Source organism: Burkholderia sp. BCC1998 (genome assembly GCF_905339875.1).
Lineage (GTDB): Bacteria > Pseudomonadota > Gammaproteobacteria > Burkholderiales > Burkholderiaceae > Burkholderia.
Window position 1 is genome coordinate 80,015 of record NZ_CAJPHE010000020.1, and the last position, 23,721, is coordinate 103,735.

Here is a 23,721-nt window from a genome sequence, read left to right on the forward strand (position 1 = left end):
AAGAAGCGCGCGGGTATAGTACCGATCAATTTTTCATAATTCAATCGCTGCGTGCAGAGTAATTCCTTTTAAAATCGTGCGCTACCCCCTCGAAACGCCTCTGGCAGCGGCTCGCCGACGGCTTTCGCATCGACCGGAATGCGCAAGTTTTACTTGGCCCGCAACGCTTTGCGCGAACGACGGAAAAAATTTCCGAAGGCACGCTGCCGGGCGCGTGTGCTTAATAGTTGAACGGCCGATACGCCGGGGATTCGCGGCGAACGCGGAAATACCCGGCAGTTTTGACAGGGGAGTTAAAGGCGGCACGCCGGAAACACGATGAGATCGTCCATGATTCGCTATGCGCTGCCGCTGATTGCCTGCGCGCTCCTGGCCGGATGCGCGGCCGCCCCGCTGCTCGGCTCCGCCGCGAGCGCCGTCATGCAGGCCGCCGGCGTCGGCAAGCCCGACGTGCCGGATGCCCAGAAACCGCCGCGCAACATCGGGCTCACGCTCGCCGCCGCGCCGAACCTCAATGCCGCGAACGATCACAAGCCGCTCGCGTTAGTGGTCAGGCTCTACGCGCTGAAGGATCCGACTTCGTTCCAGCAGGCGCCGTTCGACGCATTCACCGATCCGACCAAGGAAAAGGCCGCGCTGGGCGCCGATCTGCTGAACGTGCGTGAAATCACGCTGATTCCGGGCCAGCGCTATACGGCAACCGAAAAGCTATCGCGCGAAGCGCAGGCATTCGGCATCGTCGCGCTGTTCCGCGATCCCGCAATCCAGCGATGGAAACTGACGTTCGACCCGGCAAAGTCGGAGAAATCCGGCATAATCATCGGCCTGCATAATTGCGCGATGACGGTCACCGACGGCTCTGTCATCGCACCGCAACAGGGTGCGCCTTCGCAACCGCTGAATTTGCTTTCGTCGGTGACCTGCGGTTAAACATGACGCACGAATGTCATTTAACAAGAGTTAACAAAATGGCGATTAATTCGGGCACGAACAAATCGATTACATCGCAACGCGACATTAACCGGATTTGACATGAGTTATTCGGCCAAGGTGCTGTGGGGGGAAGGGCTGTTCCTCCGGCCTCAACACTTTCAGCGGCAGGACGCGTACCACGAGGCGCGCCTGTTCGAATCCATCCAGGCGATCCAGCCGTACAACTGGGGCGTGCGCTCGGTGCGCATCGACCGCGATGCGCTCGGCAGCAACGTGCTGCGCGTGGCCGAGCTCGCGCTCGTGTTTCCGGACGGTGCGCTTTACGCCGCGCCGCAGGCCGACGACCTGCCGCCGCCGATCGCGCTCGACACGCTGCCGCAAGGCATCAACGAATTCGTGTTCTACCTCGCGCTGCACCCGCTGCGCGAGAACGGCACCAACTACAGCGACGATCCGGCCGCCGGCTTCATGACACGCTTCGTCAGCGAGCAGACGAGCGTCGCCGACAACTTCACCGACGCCGCCGAAGCCGACATCACGTTCCTGAAGACGCAGGTCAAGCTGATCGCGCACAGCGAGCCGCGCGACCAGCTTCTGTCGGTGCCGCTCGTGCGCGTGCGCCGCACAGCGACGTCCGGCTTCGAGATGGACGACAACTTCGTGCCGCCGTGCCTCGCGATCGACGCGTCGCCGATCCTGCACCAGCGGCTGCGCCAGCTCGTCGACGCGCTGCAGGCGAAGGTGAACGCGCTGTACGGTTTTCACCGCGAACCGTCGAAGAACATCATCGAATTCCGCTCGGGCGACATCGCGTCGTTCTGGCTGCTGCACACGGCGAATGCCGCGTTCGCGACGCTCGCGCACCTGCACCAGCACGCGGCGCTGCATCCGGAGCGGCTGTTCCAGGAACTGCTGCGCCTCGCGGGGCAGCTGATGACGTTTTCGAAGGGCTACACGCTCGCCGACCTGCCCGTGTATCGCCATGACGATCCGGGCCCGAGCTTTGCGCGTCTCGACCTGATGCTGCGCGAGCTGCTCGACACCGTGATCTCGACGCGCTACTTCGCGATCACGCTCGACGAGGTGCGTCCGTCGTTCCATCTCGGCCGCCTCGATTCGGGCAAGATCGACGACAAGACCGAGTTCTATCTCGCGGTGTCAGCGGACATGCCGAACGTCGAGCTCATCGATGCGGTGCCGGCGCGCTTCAAGGTCGGCGCGCCCGACGACGTCGACAAGCTCGTGCTGTCGGCGATGCCCGGCGTGCGGCTGTCGTACATGCCGCAGGTGCCGCCCGCGATTCCGGTGCGGCCCGGTGCATGCTATTTCCAGCTCGACTCGCGCGGCGCGTTGTACGAGCGCATGCTGCAGGCCCAGTCCGCGATGATCTACGCGCCGACTGGCATCAATGACCTGAAATTCGAACTGATCGCGGTCACATCATGAGCTACGCGCCTTCCCTGTTCGGCGACAACGCGCCGGCCCCGCTGCATACCCCGGCGTCGACCGACGCCGCGTTCCAGGCCCGTTCGCTGCTCGACCTGCTGTACGACGGGTTCTTCATGCTGTTCCTGCTCAAGAACGGCCGCGAGCCGGACAGCGCGAGCGAGTTCAGCACGAAGATCCAGGAGTTTCTGGCGGATTTCGAGCGTGGCGCGAAGAAGCTGAACATCCCGGCCGAGGACGTGTATGGCGCGAAGTTCGCGTATTGCGCGGCGGTCGATGAAATGGTGCTGTCGTCGCAGTTCAAGATCCGCACCGACTGGGAACGCCGGCCGCTGCAGCTCGTGCTGTTCGGCGAGCAGCTCGCGGGGGAGAAGTTCTTTCAGTATCTCGAGGAATGTCGCGCGCAAGGCGCGGCGCGGTTGCAGTCGCTCGAGGTGTTTCATATGTGCCTGCTGCTCGGGTTCCAGGGCAAGTATCTGCTCGAGGGGCCGGAGAAGCTCGCTTACCTCACCGCGCGGCTGGGGGATGAGATCGCGCATATGAAGGGCAAGCGGGCGGCGTTTGCGCCGCATTGGCCGCTGCCGGATCAGATCGCGCATCGGCTGAAGCGGGAGGTGCCGGTTTGGGCGATCGGGGCGGTGTTTGCGCTGGTGGCCCTGCTCGGGTATCTCGGGCTCAATACCTATCTCAAGGACAAGACGTTGCAGGCGTTGGCGCCTTATTCGCAGGTGATCAAGGTCGGGCCGGAGTCGGCGAATTTGACGATTTCGTTGCCTTGAGGGGCAGGCTTTTCGTTCGGATGTTGACGCTTCGTGAAGAAAGGACCGCTCGGCGGTCCTTTTTTACTGTGGTGCGTGGGGCGCGTCGTCGTGCGTCGTGCGTCGTGCGTCGTCAGAGCAGAATGAATTCCTCGTTGTCGACGTAGAACACGAACGCGTCGAACAATTGCGCGACGCTCGGTTCGTCGACCTGGTCATGCGCGTTGATCACGATGTCCTCGATCGTCGCGCTATTCAGCGTGACGCGCCAGCCGGGTTGCGGTGCGGTAGCGGGCGGCGTGGCGGCTTCGGGGTCGTTGGCGTCTTCAGTGAATGCGCCCTCTGTATCGAGCGTCCAGGGCATCGGCGGCAGGCAGAGCCAACCGGAGAAATCGCCGGGGCGTTCGAGAATGTGTTTCAGCGACGCGGTGGTCGCGGTGATGGTCGACATGGGTATTGCGGTGGTAACGGGACTGGAGTCAATACGCCCAAGCCAAGATGCGGCGGTTGCACAAGTGTGTCTGCGCAGCGGCGCTCGTGTCGAGCAAGGCGTGATTATGCCAAGTTCGTATGCGCGAGGTCGGCTCGCAACCCGCGCCGACAGCAAGCGATTGAACTCGTCCCACTCGTATTCCTGCTCCCCCGCCGGCGTGCGCTTGCGCACCAGATTCCCGCGCGCGTCGTACTCGAAGTGCATCCCCGCATACGCCTTCAGCAGGTTGCCCAACACCTTCGACACCTCGACCGGCAACGTGCTTTCCGGCCGCACCGGGCTCGAACGGGAGGCCGGCGTTTCGGTGGACCGCACCGGATCGATGATGTTGCTCGCCGGGTCGAACGCAAATCGCTCCTTCGCGACCGGACTGGTGGCCTCGATCAGCCGCCCGACCGGATCGTATCGATAGTCCGTCCCGCCCTTGCGACTGTCCTCGATCCGCGACAATTGCCCGGCCGCGTCATAGCGATATCGCTCCTCGGCGAGCGGCGCGGGCAATGTCGATCGTCGAACAAATCTTAGACGTGGTGTCCGCGCACCAGATTGCCGCAGAGCGCTATCAGCAAAGAGTCAACTACGCGCGTGCCCAAAGTGTCGCTGGGCCGGCTGTGATTCGATCTAACTCGCCGGACGACCCATAATGGAAGTCCCACCGAGACTCGCCCGTCCATCCTTTCGAGAACGCTAGCGCAGTTTTCGGCTTTTCATCCACCGAGTATTCAAAAAGATAAATCAAAAATGCCCCACCCTCACCAACAGCGACGTAAACCTTGAGAGATTCACCAAGCGGTTTCATTCTAGCAATACCCGTCACGCGAGACGTGACCTTCTCCGGATTATCAATCCCCTTATGCGTGATACTACACACATCGATTACACCATCGTCTTCGCTGTACAAATCTGCACCGAGCGCTCGAATGGTCTTTTGACCTGGCATGACTGTCACGACATGCCGTCCATTTCGGAAGCCTGCGCTGTACTTTCCTAGCCAACGTGCTTCGTCGACGCTCTCATAGCGTTTCTTGAGCAACTTTGGCGCGGAGAAACCCTGTCGCTGCTCTTCATATGGAAGACATGAAAAATAGTCACCGGACGAAAATTTCCAATCGCCTATCGAATCCCTGATTTCAAGATATTGAGAGTAGAGATTCGTCGTGTCGTACGACTCGAATTTCTCACGAAGCGCGGTCAATATATTCTCGACCACTGGCTCTTCCAATAACATTTCTCCGACCTCCTAGGCACAACAGCAATTGAACGCCCCCTTCCCTGGCGATGTCACCAGTAGACCCAGCTAGATACTGATCGACTGCTGATGGAGTCACAGATTGCACTCTCCATTTTTTGAGGCGTTCACCTCTGCCATGCGATCCTGCCGGTCAATGGGGAAATCCGATCTAAATTCTTTCAACGCATTTCTAGAATAATCGCCACTCAACAATCTAATTGGCCGAGCAAACAAACAGCCTGCCGCAACGCCAGCGGCGTCAGCTGGCTGTCCAGCAGATGCAAATCGAGCCTGACTGAGACCGGACGACGCTGGCTGATGACATATGTATCGCTCGGCCTCGTGGAGATTACTCAATCATCGACTTCAGGTGGGCAGCCTAGAGCTCACCTCTCCCCAAGCGTCAAGCCTTTGAGACTCACCAACACCGGTTATAGTGCAGCCCCGTCTATAAGTCGCGCTCCTTCACTCTCCCGATCGAAAAGCACGGTGCCTGGGCGCAGAACACCACCCGCGTCGTAGTCGCATTGCGCCAATCGCTAGGTGCCAGCCCGCCTTTGGCTGCGGGGCGTTGAGTAATTTCCTCAATGTGACGCGATCCGTAAACCCACCTCATCGTATTCATAGCGCATCATCATGCCGTCGCCCCCGTTTGCTCGGTCAAATGGTCGATTCCGTCGTACTTGATTTCCATCTCCCCCAACCTCGACATCCAACATATATACCGGGAGCCGCTCGAGCAGCCTTTCGTTTCTACGCTTCTGACAAGTACGCCTTCAACATTTCTAGAAGCTCAGTCTTTGAATAGACGAACTCCTCTCCCGCACTCATCCCACCAATCGTGTCGAGCAGCGTGTCGAGCCTCTTATCACCATAGCGATATGCCCTAGCATCAAGCGACTTGAGATAGACATATCGAGCACAGATTTCCGGATCATAGGTTTGCGCTTCGATGAACTCCATTATTTTCGTGACCAATTTCAGTTTTTCATCGCGTTGATTCATCGTCAGCACCTGCATGACTCTGCCGCGACGCCTCCGCAACGCGTGCCGACAGCAAGCGATTGAATTCGCCCACTCGTATTCCTGCTCACTTGCACTTCTATTTACACCATTTTTTTACATCTATCAATTTAAGCCCATTCATCTCAAAAAAATCGAAATCAACAACCAATGACATGTCAGTCGATATAAAAACAAGATCATTCAATATCCCACCTCCAAACTCGACCACCACATTCAGAATTTCTATCGCCCCCACCTTCAGCAAGCCGCAATATTTCCAGTCCTCGTCGACCAAAACATAAAAACCGCCCCCGAAATTCCGAATATCTGCCAATTGAGAATGAAGCTCTCCCGCAGGAATCCGGATTTTTTCTTGCCGAAGATCAGCACAAGTTATTCTTAATCTATCCAAAATTGAATCCGTCTCCTCAAGGGATAGCAATTCTGGACGAGCAAGAGATGGAAATAACACCGCCACCTTGGAAAGGTACGTGCCTAAAATCTTCTTTCCGTTGGCCCTCCTGAAAAGAAGCTCCTTCCGGTACTCACTCACATGGTTCTCGCTCATTGGCACCCCCCGTAATAAGCCTTTCCTTTCGGATTAGCTATTTTAGGTCGACCATAGTCATTCATCCGCGTGTCGCCGCTGATTGGATCGATCTTTACCTTGCCCGCCTCCCAGTGGGGATCGTCAAGGTGGCTCACATCCATCGTTTGTTGCTGGACAGTGGCCTGAATTTTTCCTCCACCTCCTTGTGGAATTTCATAACGATACTCCCGGCCAGATGCGTTCTTTGATTGACTGATTGGTTGTTGGCTCGTCGGAATACCTGCCTGCCGCATTGCTTCGCGACGAGCTGCTCTCGAGGTTAGACAACGAGCCAATCCAAGTGGATCGATCCATCCCGTCGAGTTCGGTGCGTATTGATAGCAATTGTCGCCTCCCGCGAGACCGATCGGGTCCTTTGACACGAAGCGACCTGAATTCGGATCGTAGTACCTGTGTCGGTTATAGGTGAGCCCCGTCTCCTCATCAACCTGCTGCCCCTGAAACCGCAACGGGTTCTTCGGTACGACACCCGCAGCCTTCGACACTCGCGCAATCACCTCCCGCGCTTCGCCCCAAGCCTTATACGACGCTTCCCACACGACGTCTCCGTCGTCATCCGTCAGCAACTGAGGCGTCCCGATCTGATCGCAGTGGTAATAGAACAGCGCCGCGTCACCCCGCCGCTCCGGCATCTTCTGAAGCGGATCATCCTCCGGCACGTAGCGGTCGGTACTCTTCCACTCCGGCGTCGAGATTCCCTCAACCGGTTCCGCCACATACTGCGCCAGCGGCACAAACGTTCCCGGCTCGTACAGATAGTGCGTGCCGCGCTCGCCATCGCTCTCGTACGCCAGCGTGTCGCCATCCCATCCGAACACCGTCCGCTCGTCATTCACCTCCTTCGCGATCCGACGACCGAACGCATCATAGAAATACCGTGACTGACTCTGCCGCGACGCCTCCGCGACCCGCGCCGACAGCAAGCGATTGAACTCATCCCACTCGTATTCCTGCTCCCCCGCCGGCGTGCGCTTGAGCACCAGATTCCCGCGCGCGTCGTACTCGAAGTGCATCCCCGCATACGCCTTCAGCAGATTGCCCAACACCTTCGGCACCTCGACCGGCAACGTGCTTTCCGGCCGCACCGGGCTCGACCGGTAGACCGGTGTTTCGGTAGACCGCACCGGATCGATGATGTTGCTCGCCGGGTCGAATGCAAACCGCTCCTTCGCGACCGGACTGATCGCCTCGATCAGCCGCCCGACCGGATCGTATCGATAGTCCGTCCCGCCCTTGCGACTATCCTCGATCCGCGACAACTGCCCGACCGCGTCATAGCGATACCGCCGCTCGGCGAGCGGCGCGGGCGAGGTCGACCGCTGGATCGTCTGCTGCAGCACGCGTCCTGCCGGGTCGTAATGCGTGCGCTGTCCGACCTTGCTCGACAACATGCGTACCGTCTCGCGATGCAGGTCATCGCGCTCGAATTGCACACGCTCCTCGCCATCGAGCAGCATCCCGTGCACATGCCCCGAGCCATACATAAGCCAGTCAACCGCATGCCCATCCGGCCGCACGGTACGTCGTCGGTTGCCGAGCTCGTCGTATTCGTGGTGCCAGACGTAGCTACGCCGCTCGCCGAACAAATCGTACGCGTGATGTTCGCGCACCAGATTGCCGACCGGATCGAAGAAGAACTGCACGCGGCTGTAGCGGTTCACCGCGTCGATCAGCCTGCCGCTCGGGTCGTAGGCGAACCGTTCCTCGCTTTCCCCCGCCACACGCTTCATCAGGCGACCGTTTGCGTCGACGTCGATCGACGTCACGCAACCCGCTTCATCAACCGAAACAAGGCTGCCGCTGTCCGGGTCGTATTGATAACGCGTCGACTTGCCGTCAAAACCGATTTCCTCGATCAACCGCCCCGCCGGATCGTAGCGGAACTGGTACGTCGCAAGGTTCGCATCGGTCAGCGCGGTCAAGCGGCCGATACGGTCGTAGCGATACGCAATCGTCTGCCCGAGCGCGTCCGCGCGGCTCGCAATACGACCCACTGCATCGTAGCCGTATCGGGTCGATCGATTGAGTTGATCCGTATGCCGCAACAACCGGCCTTCAGCATCGTATTGCACGTGCTCGACACCGGCCGGCGAACGCGTCTCCGTCAATTGGCCGTTCGGGCCATAACCATAGGCAACCACGCCACCGGACGCGTCCTTTGTCTCGATCACGCGGCCGATATCGTCGTACCGCCACTCCGTCTTCTTTCCGGAGCAGTCCGTGTAGCTCGTCAATTGCCCGGCGTCGTTGTATCCAAGCGCCTTCGAGCCGCCCTTCGCATCCGTGATCTGCGTAGGCAGCCCCTTGTCGTTGTAGGCGTACTTCGTCACATGCTCGAGCGGATCGATTTCCTCGACGAGATTGCCCGCATCGTCGTACTTGCGCTGCCACACGTGGCCGTTCGGATCGACGAGCCGGATCATCTGATCCTTGCCGTCGTATGCCATCTCGACGATGCTGCCGTCCGCGCGCTCGTGCCAGGTCCGGTTGCCACGTGCGTCATAACGCATCTGCTCGATGCTGCCGTCCTGCAGAATGTGCAGCGTCAGATTGTTATGCTCGTCGCGCCGGAACCATTCCTCGCTGCCGTCCGGATAGGCGATTCGATAAACGTATCCCTTGATGTTGAAGTAGTAGCGTGACATCTGACCGAGCGCATCGGTCACGTAGGTCAGCCGAATGTTCGGATGCCATGCAAGGCGGATATCGAGGCTGCCGTCGTCCGCGTACTCGCGCACGCATTTCGCGTTCGCGTTGTCTTCAGCGTCCGCGCCGTCCCATTCGAGCGTCATCCCGCGGCCGGTGCGATCGGTATAGCGCGTCACGAGATGACGGTGGTACTGATAGCTCCATGCGTTGCCGTACCGGTCGGTTGCGCGCACGAGATCGCCTGCTTCGTCATAGGCGTAACTCGCAAGCGTACGGCGCTTTCCATCGTCGAGCACCTGCTCGATCAGCACGATCCGGCCTTGCTTGTCGTGCTCGAACGACAGCACGTTGCCGCTCGCATCGATCAGGCGTGCCACGCGGTCGAGTGCGTCGTAATCGAGCGTGATCGTATTGCCCGCACGGTCCTTCTGCATCGCCAGCCGGAACGCATTGCCGCGCCGTTCATACACGTGAAGCTCGTCGTGGCCGTATGCAATCGTGACCCACGTCTCGTCCAGACGCGTCAGCGTCAGGTTTTCCGCGAGATCGTCATGCACACCTCCGGCTGCAAGCGCTCGATATTCGATGCTGCGCCCGCTGGCATCGCGAAAGAACCATCTATCGCCTTCGACATCGATGCGCGTCGTGTATGGCGTGAGCCACCGCGCGCCAAGTTCCCCGTTGTCGTATGCGGAGAGGCGCGACCGGTACGTGCGCGCCCAGACGAGCGGCAGTGCGCCGGGCAGTTCAAAGTCCGTGTGAGTGAAAGTCTCATCGCCGAAGGCAAAATCGATCGACCCGGTCGACGCGCCAATTCCGCAACTTTTACAAGGACTCTGGCCGGCACCTTCCGCATGCGCCTGCTGTCCGATCGCACCCGCCGGCTCCTGAGGACGATCGTGCTGCGCCCGCCCCTTGCCGCCGGGCGGCACGTCGGCGGTCTTTTCGTGAAGCTTCCCGCGTGCGCGCACCCTTGCCACGGCCTCGATCACTTGCGCGATCAGCCACAGCATCTTGCCTTCTTCGCTGCCGTTCAGATCGCGGATCGCCTTCGCGACTTTCGGCGCCTCGTCCTTCAGGAACGCGACGATATCGCGGAACGGTTGCAGCCACGAATCCGGAGCAAGCTTCGCAGCAGTCCCGACCGTCGCGTTCCCGGCTTCCTTCCCCAACGCGATCGAACCTTCGTAACCGTACTCGATCGCATCAACCACCAGCATCGGGTTGTACCAGGATCGCTTGTCCATCTTCCGGGCGATCTGCGCAGTACGCCGCACGTTGGCGCTGCTGTCGAAAATTTGCCCTTTGAGGGCGAGTTCCAGCCCGGTAGCAATACCGAGCATCAACTCCTGCGCCTTATGCGCGCAGTCGTTCAGCAGTTCGACAAGAACGTCCTGCAGGGTCTTCAGGAAGTTCTCGATTTCGGTCGCGGCCGCGGCGTTGACATGCGTGACGAGCACCGAAATGAGCGCCGCGCCGAGATTGCCGCGAGACACCAGCAATTGATTGCGCACGAGCGCCAGCAGCGGCCGTGCCGACAGTCGAAACGATGCCAGCGGCGGCGGAACCGGAATGACGCCGATCAGGTTGATCGCAAGCCCGAGGTAATCGAGCAGATTGGCGTGGCGCTTCTCGACGATCATCACGATGTCGCACACCGCATCGTAAAACGCCATCAGGTTGCCGATGATCGGCACCGCGCTTGCGAAGGTCTTGAGATCCTCGAACGAAATGTGATTGCCGCTGATCTTGAGCAGCCACTTGTTGAAACGGTCGCCTCCCGCCGCTACATCTTTCGGCGAAATATCGCTGAGCCAGGAAACGGCCTGTTCCTTCTCGGCGCCCGGTGGAAGTTGTTGTGCCATGTCGTTGTTCGTTCAATTCGTTTTTTCAAGACGGCTGACAAGCCGCCCTCTCAGGATTTCAGCGGTCCGCCGAACCCGCTCGTCGGAAGCTTCATGCCGGTCGCACCGGCGGCCGACACCACCGTCGTAGCGCCCTTTCCGGCGACACCAGGTAGCGCGCCCTGCAGCGCACCGGATGCCGCCTTCGCAGCCGGCGTGGCCAGCGCCGCGAGCCCGCCTTGGCGAGCTGCCTGCACCATCCCGGCCACCTGCTTCGCGGCACTGCCCAGGCTCGATGCCGTCTGTAGCGCGGAAACAGCGCCTGCCCCACCCAGCGCACTTGCGGCAGCCGGCAATGCGGAACTCGCCAGTCCGCCCAACGCAGCACCGGCTCCACCTCCGCTCGCAAGCCCCATCGCAGCCGTCGTCGCCGCAGGCGCCATCCCCTTCAACTGGCTCGCGAGTTGGTCCGTCGCCGCGGCTTGCGCCGCCTGCGGCGACGGCTCGACGGGCTCGACCGGCCACTGCGCCTGCTTGAAGTAATTTGCGGGTTGAGCCGACTCGCGCGGATCCTTCCCGAACTCGACACGCACCGCCCCCGGCGGCAAACCGCTCACCGCCGTATAGCCGCTGTTGTCGAGCGCCCCTTTCTTCAGCACGGCGCCGTTCACGTCTCTCACCGTGAACAGGCCGCCCTTCACCGCCTCGCCGTTCACGTACTTGTGAAACAGCTCCAACTGCCCCGGCTGGTCCGGCCGCGGGCTCGGCAGCGGATATCCCATGCTCGCCGGCCCCGCGAACGTATGCGACGCGCCCTTCACATCGACCGCACCCGGCGTATGAATCTCGATGTTGCCGTCCTTGATGCGGATATACCCGCCGCCGCTCGTCAGCAGAATCCCCTGGTCGGCCGCGATCTCGATCCGGTCGGTTGCGGACACAACCTTCACCGCCTTCTGCGCGGTCACCTCGACGTTGTCCGACTGCGCCTGTATCTCTACCTTGCCCTTGCCGGCGAACAGCTTCATCCCCGCGTTCTGCACGAACAGGCTCAGCTTCTGCCCGATGCTGCCGATCAGCGACTTGCCCGCGGCGACGTGCACGCTCTGTCCGCTCGCGACGTTCACGTGATCGTTCGCGACCACGTGCAGCGACTGCTGTGTCGACATCCCGATCCCCGACGGGCTGCCGAACAGCATCACCGGCTCCTTGAACGCATTCGCGCTGCCCGTGCCGCCGCCTGCCGTGCGTCCGCCTGACGCGTTGCCCGACGCGCTGTCCTGCGTCGCGTCGGTGAACGCGCGCATCGTGTCGTGGGCTTCCTTGAGGCTTTCCGCCTGATGCTGCTCGCTCACGCCCGACATCGCCTCGACCAGGCTTTCGCCCGTCACCAGTTGCTGCTGCGCTTCCTTCACGTCGAGCGGCTGGCTGTTCGGCGCCTTCGGGTGCGTGGTCACGTACAGGCCCTGGCTCGCCCGCACCGCGCCATATGCATCCGAACGCAGGTCGAAGCCACTGCCCAGATACGACCCGCGCGAATTGCCGTTCTGGTCGATCAGGTAGCCGAGATGCAGCAGGCTGTTCGCGCTGCTGCTCATCAGCTGCACGCGGTTCTGCCCGGTCGCGTCGTCCATCACGAGGTGGTTGTAGCCGCTGCCCGAATACTCCTTCGACCGATAGCCGGACAGAATCCCGTCGCTATGCCACTGCGGCTGGTTCGCGCCGTTGTACACGCGCCCGACTGCCAAAGGCCGGTCGCAATCGCCACCCACGTAGTCGATCAGCACTTCCTCGCCGATGCGCGGCACGTGCACGCCACCGTAACCGCCGCCGGTATCCGACTGCACGACGCGCACCCAGCACGACGCGTTCTCGTTGCCCGGGTTCAGACGATCCCATACGAACTGCACACGAATCCGATTCAGCTCGTCCGTATAGACTTCCTCGCCCTGCGGCCCGACGACGATGGCCGTCTCGAGATGCATCTTCGGCTTCTCGTGCTCGAACGGGCTGCGATACGGCACGCTCACGCGCTGCGCTTCGACCTCGACGAGATAGAAGCCGACCGAACCGTCGTCATGCGGCACGCGAAACGCGGCGTCGGCACCGTAGCCCTCCTGCGCTTGCGTCAACGCGTCGCGCAGGCTGTACGGAAAGTCCGCGCTGCTGCTCGCGACGGGCAGGTTGTTCTCGATCCACCATTCGACGCCGATCGCCGCGAACTCGCGCTGGTCGGCCGGATCGCGATCGTGTTCGGGATGATCCGCCAGCGTAAAACGACGGCCGGCATCGATCGCGCGCACGCCGCCCGCGCCGTGGAAGCGCTTCGCTTGCGACTCCCATTCCTCCATCCGCAGCTTCGTCAGATGGTCGCCGCGCGTCTGCTCCAGATACGTGTACGCACCGGTGTACTCGTAGACTTCGAGCTGGTCGGGCAATTCGCCCTGGCCGCCCATCGTCGGCAGCGTCGTGCCCTTCGGGTTCGACGGTTGCGACGGATTCTTGTAGTCGAACGTGCGCGTCGTCCGGGTCACGCTCTGCAGCGTGCGCGAGCCCGACCATTGCGTGAACGCGTCGGCTTCGCTCGCCGCGCCGCCCCGATAGAAGCGCACGGTCTCCGGCGACAGCGGCGCGAACGCCTGCAGGTTGTCGGTGATCACGAGCGTATGCGACTTGCCGTCGTCGGCCTGCTGCCATGTGCTGTAGAGGCCTTCGCTCTCCATCAGCCGATGCACGAAATGCCAGTCGGTTTCGTGCTGACGCGTGTATGAACGGCTCGGCAGCGGTTTCGACAGCGCGAAGCGGAAATGCCCCTGCGCCTGCGGATGCTGGTTCAGCACGTCGCTGATGATCTGGTCGACGGTCGTGTCGTTCCAGAGCCGCTGGTCTCGGCGAAACTTCAGGAAATGGGTGAAATCGGCGAACGTGAGCTGATAGGTCGTGAGCCCGCCGTCGGCGCCGAGGCGGCGCGCGGTGTGCACGTACCCGTTGATCGGCCGGTAGCTGCGATCGCCTTGCTGGATCCACAACGTGACCGGCTGCGCGATCAGCTTTTTGAGTTCCAGATCGCTGTCGGTCGACAGCACATCGAGCGTGAATTCGTACGCGCGCCCGATGCGCGACCGGCCGACGGCCCGCTGCACGGTCAGCACGTTGGCGCCCAATGGCGTATCGAGCTTCAGCAGCCGGTCCTGCTGAAGCAACCCGCCGCGCAATGCGGCAACAGTGTTCTGCATGTTCATGGCAACGGCCTTTTCTTCTTTTGACGCGCCCTCGGATGGCGCGTGATGCGATTTTCGCTCGCGCGATTTTACAGACAAATTACTAGCCGACTCGGAAAATGACCTGGTTTAAAAGAGTATTTTTAATCGTTGGTCCGAGCGTCCACGGCAAACCTTTCTAACGCTCGTCCAGCGCTCACGTGCCACGTCGTCACACCGCGCTGCCACCCCGCCGCCCGCTGAAATCGATTGCAATCAGGGCCAATTCGACTTCCGGCGCCGCCCGGTTGCGAGTAGTGTCTACGTGCCCGTCATTCGGCCCGGCCCGGGCACGATCGATGCCCGGTGCGCCCTCACCACACTGAACACTGGAGATCCACGATGAAACGTTCGAAGTTCCTGCTATCTGGCCTGCTGCTCGCGTCGGCCCTCGGTTTCACGGCCGTCGCCGCGCACGCGGAAGACCTGCTCGACTCGGTGAAGAAAGCCGGTGTGCTGCGCGTCGGCCTCGAAGGCACATATCCGCCGTTCAACTCGCGCGGCACGTCGGGTCAGCTCGAGGGCTTCGACGTCGACGTCGCGAATGCGGTTGCCGGCAAGCTCGGCGTGAAGACGCAGTTCGTCCCGACCGAATGGAGCGGCATCATCGCGGGGCTGCAGGCCGGCAAGTTCGACGTGATCGTCAACCAGGTCACGATCACGCCGCAGCGCAAGGAAGCGCTCGACTTCAGCGAGCCGTACACGTACTCGGCCGCGCAGCTGATCCAGCGCAAGGACGACACGCGCAACTTCAAGTCGCTCGAGGACTTCAAGGGCAAGAAGCTCGGCGTGACGCTCGGCACCAACTACGACCAGATGGCGCGCAGCGTGCCGGGCATCGAGGTGCAGACGTATCCTGGCGCACCGGAAAAGCTGCGTGATCTCGCGGCAGGCCGGATCGAGGCGACGCTCGACGACCGCCTGATGCTGCCGTACATGATCAAGACGTCGAACCTGCCGCTGCGCTCGGGCGCGGTGCTGAACGGCGGCAAGCAGGAGATGGCGATCCCGTTCCGCAAGGGCAATCCGAAGTTCGAGAAGGCGATCAACGACGCGCTGGAGTCGCTGCGCAAGGAAGGCACGTTGAAGAAGATCTCGATGCACTGGTTCGGCAGCGACGTGACGGTGCCGGTCGCACAGTAAGCGGTTCGCCGCGCTTGCATTGCGTCACGTCACTCGCTACGGCGAAGGCGTGACGCCTCTTCTCTCCCGCTCTCTTCGCTCTTCCCTTCGCTCAGGCCGCTTCGTCGAAGCGCGCGAGCAGCATCTGGCCGATCGGCGTCAGCGCCGGGCGCGCAGCCACCTCGTTCACGCGTACCTGCGTATCGTCGACGAGCCGCTTTTCGACGAGCACGGCGAACGCGGGGTTCGCCAGGTCGACGCTGTCCGGTGCGCGGGCTATGCGCAGCAGCATCGAGAATTCATGCGGACTCAACATGGTCCTTGTCTCCTGATCGTCCGCGATCCGGTTCGAACCGGCGTCGATCGTGTTTTCGAATGGAATGGTGCGAGGCAGAGTCGATGCGCCGCCGGGAGCGAGACCCCGGTTGACCGTTGCGCAACGCGGGCACGGCGTCGCGTGCGGGTCACGCACGCCCGGATCGCGACGGTGGTGCCGCGACGGGAACGTGCAACGTTAGGGGCGCAGCGTGACGCGGGCGTGACAGGGAAAGGAGGGCGCAACGATGTGCGATGCGCGCTCGGATTGCCAGCGCAGCGCACGTCGTGCGGATCGGGGCGGGAGCGCAGGCATCTTCAGCCTCGAGGGCGATGCCTGTGGCCGAGCTGGATTGACGTGCCATGCGGTCGAAACGTTAGCCTCCATTGCCCATGCGCCTCAAAATTCTCCGCTTCAAACTTCTAGCACTCCAACCAATATCGGCACGATTCCGCTGACGCGATACGCAACGTTCGTCGCTCGAAATCGAACCGTCTCTCGCAGCGCCCCCCGCCCCAGGAATCTTCGCCTCACCTCGTCTGCCGTTTGGTCAGGGTTTCTATACCGAACGGCCAATTTGCACTCAAAGCAATTGAAACCGCCTACATTGAACGGACACCAAAGTATTTTTCTCTCCGCTCTTCACCGAGATTGTGAAAGGTCGTGTCGACGGCGAATGCGCTTCATGAGCACTGCATAGCCGCCACCGCCGCCCCCACTGTTGCGAATATCCGCACATCAAGGGATGGGCGTCGATGCAATCCCCGTGGATTGCATGCAGTGGGCCACTCACTCACCCGATATAGCAAAAAAGCGATAAACTGACGACCTGGCATGTTGAGTTGATACCCGAGGCAACGGCCGAATTGCTGGCATTGCCTCCCGATATGCGCGCCCGCTTCCTCCATATCGCGGAGATGCTGGCGGAGTTCGGCCCGCAACGCGTCGGGATGCCCCATGTGCGCGCGCTGACGGGAAAGCTTTGGGAAATCCGCATGACCGGGCGTGATGGCATCGCGCGGGCGATCTACGTCGCGCGGACGAAGCAACGCCTGATCGTGCTGCACGTGTTCGTGAAGAAGACGCAGAGAACACCGCGTCGCGCTATCGAAATGGCGTGCGCCCGGATAAGGAGGATTGAGCGATGACCAGCCTTGCAACGTTGAAGAAGCGCCTGTTGGCCGATCCGGCCACGCAGGCCGAGTATGACGCGCAGGCACCGGAGTTCGCCGTTGCCCGCGAACTTGTCGCCGCACGCGTGCGCGCCGGATTGACGCAGGAACAGGTCGCCGAGCGGATGCAGACCACTCAATCGACCATCGCGCGGATGGAGAGCGGTCGCACGATGCCGTCGCTGCGCACGCTGGCGCGCTATGCGAAGGCGACGGGAAGTCGTGCCGTGGTACGTCTGGAAGCGATGAAGTAGTTCGATTGCCGCGCGAAGGCCCGGGGCGTCGCGCGGGCGACGGAATCCGCGGGCCGACGCCCGTCCCGGCGAATTGGCGATAAAGCACAGTCGGGAAACCATTGCCCGGATGTGCAGCGCGCACGCCGGTGATCGCTACGAACGAAAAAAAGGGGTTACGGAAAACTCCGTAACCCCTTTTCGGATATGGTGCCGGCTGCAGGACTCGAACCCGCCACCTGATGATTACAAATCAACTGCTCTACCAGATGAGCTAAGCCGGCGTAAGCGCGAGATTCTACCTCATTTCACGATCTTGAGGCGAGGTCTGCTGCCGCCTTTCGAGCCATCCCCGTCGGTTTTCGGCGGTTCGTCGGCGCCTTCGGACGGTTCTTCGTTCGCACCTTGATCGGCAACCGGCGCCAGCACGACAGGCGACTCGTCGCGCCGCACCTCATCGGCCTGCTCGGCATCGTCCTCGAACGCGCCCGAATCCGCGCCCTCGCCCGCCACCGCATCGACCTGGAACGCCATCCCCTGGCCGTTCTCGCGCGCGTAGATCGCGAGCACGTTGGCCACCGGAATCTCGATCTTGTGCGCCTTCCCGGAGAACCGGGCGGTGAACTCGATCCACTCGTTACCCATCTGCAGCTGGCTCGTCGCCTCGAAGCTGATGTTGAGCACGATCTCGCCGTCACGCACGAACTGACGCGGCACGCGCGTCGAGTTGTCGACCCTCACCGCGATATGCGGCGTGTAACCGTTATCGGTGCACCACTCGTACAGCGCGCGCAGCAGATAAGGCTTCGTTGAAATCTCTTGCATCACAATCCTCGAACCCGGAGCGAGCACTCGGCACGCCGCGCCGCCCGCTCCGTCTTGCCCTCATTGCATCATCAACGACGCATGACCTTTTCGGACGGCGTCAGTGCTTCGATATAGGCCGGACGGCTGAAGATCCGCTCGGCATACTTCATCAGCGGCGCGGCGTTCTTCGACAGTTCGATGCCGTAGTGATCCAGACGCCACAGCAGCGGCGCGATCGCGACGTCGAGCATCGAGAACTCCTCGCCGAGCATGTACTTGTTCTTCACGAAGATCGGCGCGAGTTGCGTCAGGCGATCGCGGATCGCGAGGCGTGCCTTCTCGTGGTTCTTCTCCGCTGCCTTGCCCTTCTCGTTCTCGAGCGTGCTGACGTGAACGAACAGCTCCTTCTCGAAGTTGAGCAGGAACAGGCGTGCACGGGCGCGCTGCACCGGGTCGGCCGGCATCAGTTGCGGGTGCGGGAAGCGCTCGTCGATGTATTCGTTGATGATGTTCGATTCGTACAGGATCAGGTCGCGTTCGACCAGAATCGGCACCTGACCGTACGGGTTCATCACCGAGATGTCTTCCGGCTTGTTGAACAGGTCGACGTCACGGATCTCGAAATCCATCCCCTTCTCGAACAGCACCAGCCGGCAACGCTGGGAGAACGGGCAAGTTGTGCCGGAATACAGAACCATCATATTTGCGTTTCCTCAAAAAAGCCGAGGGCCGGCACGCGGCGCAACCCCTTTCACGGGTTCCGCCTTGCGCCGGCCCCACGCCGGTCAGGCGTGTTTACTTGATATCTTTCCAGTACGCGGCATTGAGCCGCCAGGCCAGGAAAGTCAGGACACCGAGAAAGACCAGCACCCACACGCCGAGGCGTTTGCGGGTCTGCTGGGCCGGCTCGGACATCCATGTCATATAGGCCACCAGGTCGGCCACCGCAGCATCATAGTCCGGCGGCGACAACGTCCCCGGCGTGACCTGCTGGAAGCCGACGAGCGTGTGGACCTTCTCGCCCGTCTCCTCGTCCGTCTTGTCTTCGAATTTGGCAGTGCGCTGCCCCTGCAGTTGCCACAATACATGGGGCATGCCGACGTTCTCGAACACCGCGTTGTTCCAGCCGCTCGGCCGCGTATCGTCGCGGTAGAAACTCCGCAGATACGTGTACAGCCAGTCGCGACCGCGCGCCCGTTCCTCGACCGACAGGTCGGGCGGCGTCGTGCCGAGCCAGTTCTTCGCGTCTTCGGGCCGCATCGCGACGGACATCGTGTTCCCGACCTTGTCGGTCGTGAACAGGAGATTCGTTTCGATCTCCTTCTGGGATATGCCCAGATCCGTCAGACGGTTGTAGCGCATCAGGTTCGCGCTGTGGCAGTTCAGGCAATAGTTTACAAACAATTGCGCGCCGTGCTGAAGCGAAACGAGATTTTCCGTGTTATCGGGCGCCCGGTCGAGCGGAAAATTACCCTCCGCGCGCACGGCCGGCGCCGCCAGCAGCGCGACGGCCGTCGCCCCGATCAGCGCGAGCGTCGAAAGCAGTTTCTTCATGTCGTTCTCTCCTCGCTCTCGTTAATGGGGCTTGAAGCGCACCCGCTCCGGCGGCTGCTTGAACGTGCCAAGCGGCGTCCAGACGGGCATGCCGAGGAAGAACGCGAAGTAGATCAGCGCACAGCCCTGCGCGATCAGCGTCGAGACCGGCGATGGCGGCCGCGTGCCGAGGAACGCGAGGATCAGGAACGCCGCGACGAAGATCCCGAGGAACACCTTGTGGAACAGCGGCCGGTAGCGGATCGACTTCACCGGGCTGCGGTCGAGCCACGGCAGGAAGAACAGCGTGATCACCGCCGAGCCCATCACGACGACGCCCCAGAACTTCGATTCCGTCAGGAACATGAACACGACGATCGCCGCGGCCAGCACCGGCAGCCCGACCTTCCACTTGCCGCGCGCACGGATCAGCGCGAGCACGCCGAGCAGCGCGATCACGATCATCAGCACGATCTTGAACGGGTCGGTGGTCGCGCGCAGCATCGCGTAGAACGCGGTGAAGTACCACACCGGCGCGATTTCCGGCGGCGTCTGCAGCGGATTCGCCGGGACGAAGTTGTTCGACTCGAGGAAGTAGCCGCCCATCTCCGGCGAGAAGAACACGATCAGCGCGAACACCATCAGGAACACGCAGACGCCGAAGAAATCGTGCACCGAGTAGTACGGGTGGAACGGGATGCCGTCGAGCGGAATGCCGTCCGCGTCCTTCTTCGCCTTGATCTCGATGCCGTCCGGGTTGTTCGACCCCACTTCGTGGAGCGCGACGAGGTGCGCGATCACGAGGCCGACCAGCACGAGCGGAATCGCGATCACGTGGAACGCGAAGAAGCGGTTCAGCGTGACGTCGGACACGACGTAGTCGCCGCGGATCCACAACGACAGGTCCGGGCCGACGAACGGAATCGCCGAGAACAGGTTCACGATCACCTGCGCGCCCCAGAACGACATCTGGCCCCACGGCAGCAGGTAGCCGAAGAACGCCTCGGCCATCAGGCACAGGAAGATCGCGCAGCCGAAGATCCACACGAGTTCGCGCGGCTTGCGGTACGACCCGTACATCAGCCCGCGGAACATGTGCAGGTACACGACGACGAAGAACATCGACGCACCGGTCGAGTGCATGTAGCGGATCAGCCAGCCCCACGGCACCTCGCGCATGATGTACTCGACCGATGCGAACGCGAGCGTCGAATCGGGCTTGTAGTTCATCGTCAGGAAGATGCCCGTGACGATCTGGTTGACGAGCACCAGCAGCGCGAGTGAGCCGAAGAAGTACCAGAAGTTGAAGTTCTTCGGCGCGTAGTACTCGGAAACGTGCTTCTTCCAGGTGGACGTGAGCGGGAAGCGCTGGTCGACCCAGCCGGTGAGACCTGTCGTGGAGACTTCCTTGTTGTCGGCCATCACGCTTCTCCTTTCTCGTCCTTGCCGATCACGAGGGTCGTCGCCGACGTGAACATGTAGGGCGGGATGTCGAGATTCTGGGGCGCCGGCTTGTTCCTGAACACGCGGCCGGCGAGGTCGTAGGTCGAACCGTGGCACGGGCACAGGAAGCCGCCCGGCCAGTCGTCCGGCAGGTTCGGCTGCGGACCCGGCGTGAAGCGTTGGCTAGGCGTGCAGCCGAGGTGCGTACACACGGCCATCACGACGAGAATGTTCTTGCGATCGGCCCGCGAGCGATATTCGTTTGCGCAATACGCGGGCAACGGCATCGAATACGGGGATTTCGAGGTCGGATCGGCCACTTCCTTGTCGGCCTTGACGACGTCGGCCAGCATCGAATCGGTGCGATTCAGGATCCAGACGGGTTTGCCGCGCCACGGCACCGTGACCATTTCGCCGGGCTTCAGGCCGCTGATGTCGACCTCGACCGGGGCTCCGGCCGCTTTCGCTTTCGCGGACGGCGCAAGCGACGCCGCGAAAGGTATGACGGTGGCTACGCCTCCCACGCCACCTGCTACGGATGTCGCAATCAGCCAGGTACGGCGGCCGCTGTCGACGCGTTTCTCTTCCTTGTCTCGCATCACACGCCCCACTTCTGAGTTGGATTTTCCGTCACGACTTTTCATTCCGCCGCTAGTTTGCGCGAATGGAGTCGCCATTTACAAGGCCCGGAGACGAAAATCCCTTCGAAGTAATTGATAGTTAAGGGTTTTCCCCCACTATCGGAGCGATTAAATCATTTCACTTTTAAGCATGCGCTACATTGCGAAATTTCGATGCACCGCCGCAAATCCGGCGTTCAGACCGGATTATGAATATCGATAAAAAGGTGTTCGAGATCGAATTCTTCGGACAAGTGGGCGCCGAGCGCCTGGATTCCGTAGCGCTCGGTCGCGTGGTGCCCTGCCGCAACGAACGCGACGCCGCTCTCGGCCGACGCGTGCGTGACGGATTCCGACACCTCGCCGGTCAGGAACACGTCGGCGCCCGCGTCGATCGCCGCGTCGAAATAGCTTTGCGCGGCGCCCGTACACCATGCGATGCGGCGCAACTGCATCTCCGGATCGCCGAGCACGAGCGGCGTGCGGCCGAGCGTGCGCTCGACCTTCGCGACGAAGTGCTCGAGCGAGACGGGCATCGGCAGCGTGGCCATCCAGCCGAGGTCGCCGTCGCCGAAACGCTGCTCGCCGAGCAGCCCGAGCTTCTCGCCGAGCTGCGCGTTGTTGCCGAACTCGGGGTGCGCGTCGAGCGGCAGGTGGAATGCGAACAGGTTCAGGTCGTTCGCGAGCAGCAGCTTCAGCCGCTGGTACTTGCGGCCGGTGATCTGCGGCGCCTCATTGCGCCAGAAATAGCCGTGATGGACGAGCACCGCATCCGCGCCCCATTCGAGCGCGGCTTCGAGGAACGCGACCGACGCCGTCACGCCGGTAGCGATCTTCTCGATCTTGCGGCGCCCCTCGACCTGGAGGCCGTTCGGGCAATAGTCCTTGAAGCGCGCGATTTCAAGGGTATTGTTCAAGTACAATTCAAGTTCGATCCGATCCATATAAACCTCTAATCCTTTCAGATGCTTAGACGCTTCTGGCTGTTCTTCGCGCAGGCGGTGACCGTACTGCTCGCGCTGATGTTCATCGTCGTGACGCTCAAGCCGCAATGGCTGCAACGGCAAGGACAGCTCGGCAAGCAGCTCGCCACGCCGATCGTCGCGCTGCGCGAAGTCGCACCGGGCATCGGCGGCGCCCCCGCGACCACGTCGTACGCCGAGGCCGCGCAAAAGGCGATGCCCGCCGTCGTCAACGTCTTCTCCAGCAAGGACGGCTCGCTGCCGCCCGATCCGCGCGCGAAGGATCCGCTGTTCCGCTACTTCTTCGGCGACCGCAATGCGCGCAAGCAGCACGACGAGCCGGCCGCCAACCTGGGCTCGGGCGTTATCGTGAGCCCTGAAGGTTACATTCTAACGAACCAGCACGTCGTGGACGGCGCCGACCAGATCGAAGTCGCGCTCGCCGACGGCCGCACGGGCACCGCGAAGGTGATCGGCAGCGACCCGGAAACCGACCTCGCCGTGCTGAAGATCAACATGACGAACCTGCCGACGATCACGCTCGGCCGTTCCGACCAGTCGCGGGTCGGCGACGTCGTGCTCGCGATCGGCAACCCGTTCGGCGTCGGCCAGACGGTCACGATGGGGATCATCAGCGCGCTCGGCCGCAATCACCTCGGCATCAACACGTTCGAGAACTTCATCCAGACCGACGCGCCGATCAACCCGGGCAACTCGGGCGGCGCGCTGGTCGACGTCAACGGCAACCTGCTCGGCATCAACACGGCGATCTACTCGCGCTCGGGCGGCTCGCTCGGCATCGGCTTCGCGATCCCCGTGTCGACCGCGCGCACCGTGCTCGAAAGCATCATCACGACGGGCTCGGTCACGCGCGGCTGGATCGGCGTCGAGCCGCAGGACGTCACGCCGGAAATCGCCGAATCATTCGGGCTCCAGCAGAAGTCGGGCGCGATCGTCGCGGGCGTGCTGCAGGGCGGGCCGGCCGACAAGGCCGGCATCAAGCCGGGCGACATCCTCGTGAGCGTGAACGGCGACGACATCACCGACACGACGAAGCTGCTGAACACCGTCGCGCAGATCAAGCCGGGCACCCCGACCAAGGTGCACGTCGTGCGCAAGGGCAAGGAGTTCGACGTGAAGGTCGTGATCGGCAAGCGCCCGCCGCCGCCGAAGCAGGCGCTCGACGAACAGGACAGCGACAGCGAATGACCTCCGGCGGGCGGCGTACCGGCGCCGCTTGCCAGCCAAGGACGGAAACAAAAAAGGGCAGCCTGATCGGCTGCC

General features: G+C 61.9%; 20 protein-coding genes, 1 tRNA gene and 1 pseudogene. 7 read left to right on the forward strand and 15 right to left on the reverse strand.

Features of this window, described 5'->3' with window-relative positions; translation table 11 throughout:
• Positions 1 to 318 precede the first annotated feature (318 nt).
• From tssJ to icmH, 3 genes are all read left to right on the forward strand, one after another.
• Positions 319 to 930 (forward strand): type VI secretion system lipoprotein TssJ, encoded by a 612-nt coding sequence (tssJ, locus tag U5A56_RS28285; RefSeq protein ID WP_044845932.1) that lies wholly within the window; start codon positions 319 to 321, stop codon positions 928 to 930.
• Positions 931 to 1,032: 102 nt separating this feature from the next.
• Positions 1,033 to 2,379 (forward strand): type VI secretion system baseplate subunit TssK, encoded by a 1,347-nt coding sequence (tssK, locus tag U5A56_RS28290; protein ID WP_321925735.1) that lies wholly within the window; start codon positions 1,033 to 1,035, stop codon positions 2,377 to 2,379.
• Positions 2,376 to 3,158, forward strand: coding sequence for a type IVB secretion system protein IcmH/DotU (icmH, locus tag U5A56_RS28295; RefSeq protein WP_044845934.1), 783 nt, complete (start codon positions 2,376 to 2,378; stop codon positions 3,156 to 3,158). Before tssK ends, icmH begins: the two co-directional genes overlap by 4 nt.
• Before the next feature lie 112 nt (positions 3,159 to 3,270).
• Here the strand turns inward: icmH and U5A56_RS28300 are convergent, their stop codons facing one another.
• The 7 genes and pseudogenes from U5A56_RS28300 to U5A56_RS28330 form a co-directional block, all read right to left on the reverse strand.
• Positions 3,271 to 3,588, reverse strand: coding sequence for a hypothetical protein (locus tag U5A56_RS28300; RefSeq protein ID WP_321925788.1), 318 nt, complete (start codon positions 3,586 to 3,588; stop codon positions 3,271 to 3,273).
• Positions 3,589 to 3,711: 123 nt separating this feature from the next.
• Positions 3,712 to 4,146: pseudogene (locus U5A56_RS28305) on the reverse strand (RHS repeat domain-containing protein); the annotation flags it as partial.
• Between the two features lie 61 nt (positions 4,147 to 4,207).
• A complete protein-coding gene (locus tag U5A56_RS28310; protein WP_321925737.1) occupies positions 4,208 to 4,858 on the reverse strand; it encodes a hypothetical protein in 651 nt (216 codons plus the stop codon).
• A 756-nt stretch (positions 4,859 to 5,614) separates the two neighbouring features.
• On the reverse strand, positions 5,615 to 5,881 hold the full coding sequence (locus U5A56_RS28315) for a hypothetical protein (RefSeq protein ID WP_321925739.1): 267 nt from the start codon (positions 5,879 to 5,881) through the stop codon (positions 5,615 to 5,617).
• A gap of 82 nt (positions 5,882 to 5,963) precedes the next feature.
• Positions 5,964 to 6,434, reverse strand: a complete 471-nt coding sequence (locus U5A56_RS28320; protein WP_321925741.1) for a hypothetical protein — start codon at positions 6,432 to 6,434, stop codon at positions 5,964 to 5,966.
• A complete protein-coding gene (locus tag U5A56_RS28325; protein WP_321925743.1) occupies positions 6,431 to 10,990 on the reverse strand; it encodes an RHS repeat-associated core domain-containing protein in 4,560 nt (1,519 codons plus the stop codon). Before U5A56_RS28325 ends, U5A56_RS28320 begins: the two co-directional genes overlap by 4 nt.
• A gap of 50 nt (positions 10,991 to 11,040) precedes the next feature.
• Positions 11,041 to 14,211, reverse strand: a complete 3,171-nt coding sequence (locus U5A56_RS28330; RefSeq protein ID WP_321925745.1) for a type VI secretion system Vgr family protein — start codon at positions 14,209 to 14,211, stop codon at positions 11,041 to 11,043.
• Positions 14,212 to 14,571: 360 nt separating this feature from the next.
• Between U5A56_RS28330 and U5A56_RS28335 the strand changes: the two genes are divergently transcribed.
• Positions 14,572 to 15,372 carry a cystine ABC transporter substrate-binding protein gene (locus U5A56_RS28335; protein ID WP_044845938.1) on the forward strand — a complete coding sequence of 267 codons (801 nt, stop codon included), beginning with the start codon at positions 14,572 to 14,574 and terminating at the stop codon, positions 15,370 to 15,372.
• A gap of 91 nt (positions 15,373 to 15,463) precedes the next feature.
• Here the strand turns inward: U5A56_RS28335 and U5A56_RS28340 are convergent, their stop codons facing one another.
• Positions 15,464 to 15,667: a hypothetical protein gene (locus U5A56_RS28340; RefSeq protein ID WP_044845939.1), complete on the reverse strand. Its 204-nt coding sequence runs from the start codon at positions 15,665 to 15,667 to the stop codon at positions 15,464 to 15,466.
• An 866-nt stretch (positions 15,668 to 16,533) separates the two neighbouring features.
• Here U5A56_RS28340 and U5A56_RS28345 point away from each other — a divergent pair.
• Both U5A56_RS28345 and U5A56_RS28350 read left to right on the forward strand, forming a co-directional pair.
• Positions 16,534 to 16,815 carry a type II toxin-antitoxin system RelE/ParE family toxin gene (locus tag U5A56_RS28345; protein ID WP_321925748.1) on the forward strand — a complete coding sequence of 94 codons (282 nt, stop codon included), beginning with the start codon at positions 16,534 to 16,536 and terminating at the stop codon, positions 16,813 to 16,815.
• Complete coding sequence (locus U5A56_RS28350; RefSeq protein ID WP_044845941.1) at positions 16,812 to 17,093, forward strand: helix-turn-helix domain-containing protein; 282 nt, start codon at positions 16,812 to 16,814, stop codon at positions 17,091 to 17,093. The genes U5A56_RS28345 and U5A56_RS28350 overlap by 4 nt, the downstream gene beginning before the upstream one ends.
• A 187-nt stretch (positions 17,094 to 17,280) precedes the next feature.
• On the opposite strand, the gene U5A56_RS28355 is transcribed toward U5A56_RS28350, so the two are convergent.
• The 7 genes from U5A56_RS28355 to U5A56_RS28385 form a co-directional block, all read right to left on the reverse strand.
• Positions 17,281 to 17,356 (reverse strand) — tRNA-Thr (locus tag U5A56_RS28355).
• A gap of 19 nt (positions 17,357 to 17,375) precedes the next feature.
• A complete protein-coding gene (locus tag U5A56_RS28360; protein ID WP_044845942.1) occupies positions 17,376 to 17,897 on the reverse strand; it encodes a ClpXP protease specificity-enhancing factor in 522 nt (173 codons plus the stop codon).
• Between the two features lie 71 nt (positions 17,898 to 17,968).
• Positions 17,969 to 18,580 (reverse strand): glutathione S-transferase N-terminal domain-containing protein, encoded by a 612-nt coding sequence (locus U5A56_RS28365; protein WP_006400565.1) that lies wholly within the window; start codon positions 18,578 to 18,580, stop codon positions 17,969 to 17,971.
• A gap of 94 nt (positions 18,581 to 18,674) precedes the next feature.
• Entirely contained in the window at positions 18,675 to 19,433 is a 759-nt protein-coding gene (locus U5A56_RS28370) for a cytochrome c1 (protein ID WP_257775419.1), read from the reverse strand.
• Positions 19,434 to 19,454: 21 nt separating this feature from the next.
• Entirely contained in the window at positions 19,455 to 20,837 is a 1,383-nt protein-coding gene (locus U5A56_RS28375; RefSeq protein WP_124487862.1) for a cytochrome b, read from the reverse strand.
• The gene (petA, locus tag U5A56_RS28380) at positions 20,834 to 21,454 is read right to left on the reverse strand and encodes a ubiquinol-cytochrome c reductase iron-sulfur subunit (protein ID WP_044845945.1); all 621 of its coding nucleotides are present in this window, start codon (positions 21,452 to 21,454) and stop codon (positions 20,834 to 20,836) included. The genes U5A56_RS28375 and petA overlap by 4 nt, the downstream gene beginning before the upstream one ends.
• A gap of 218 nt (positions 21,455 to 21,672) precedes the next feature.
• On the reverse strand, positions 21,673 to 22,419 hold the full coding sequence (locus tag U5A56_RS28385; protein ID WP_044845946.1) for a Nif3-like dinuclear metal center hexameric protein: 747 nt from the start codon (positions 22,417 to 22,419) through the stop codon (positions 21,673 to 21,675).
• A 21-nt stretch (positions 22,420 to 22,440) separates the two neighbouring features.
• Here U5A56_RS28385 and U5A56_RS28390 point away from each other — a divergent pair, with 21 nt between their 5' ends.
• Positions 22,441 to 23,646, forward strand: coding sequence for a Do family serine endopeptidase (locus U5A56_RS28390; protein ID WP_044845947.1), 1,206 nt, complete (start codon positions 22,441 to 22,443; stop codon positions 23,644 to 23,646).
• Positions 23,647 to 23,721 lie beyond the last annotated feature (75 nt).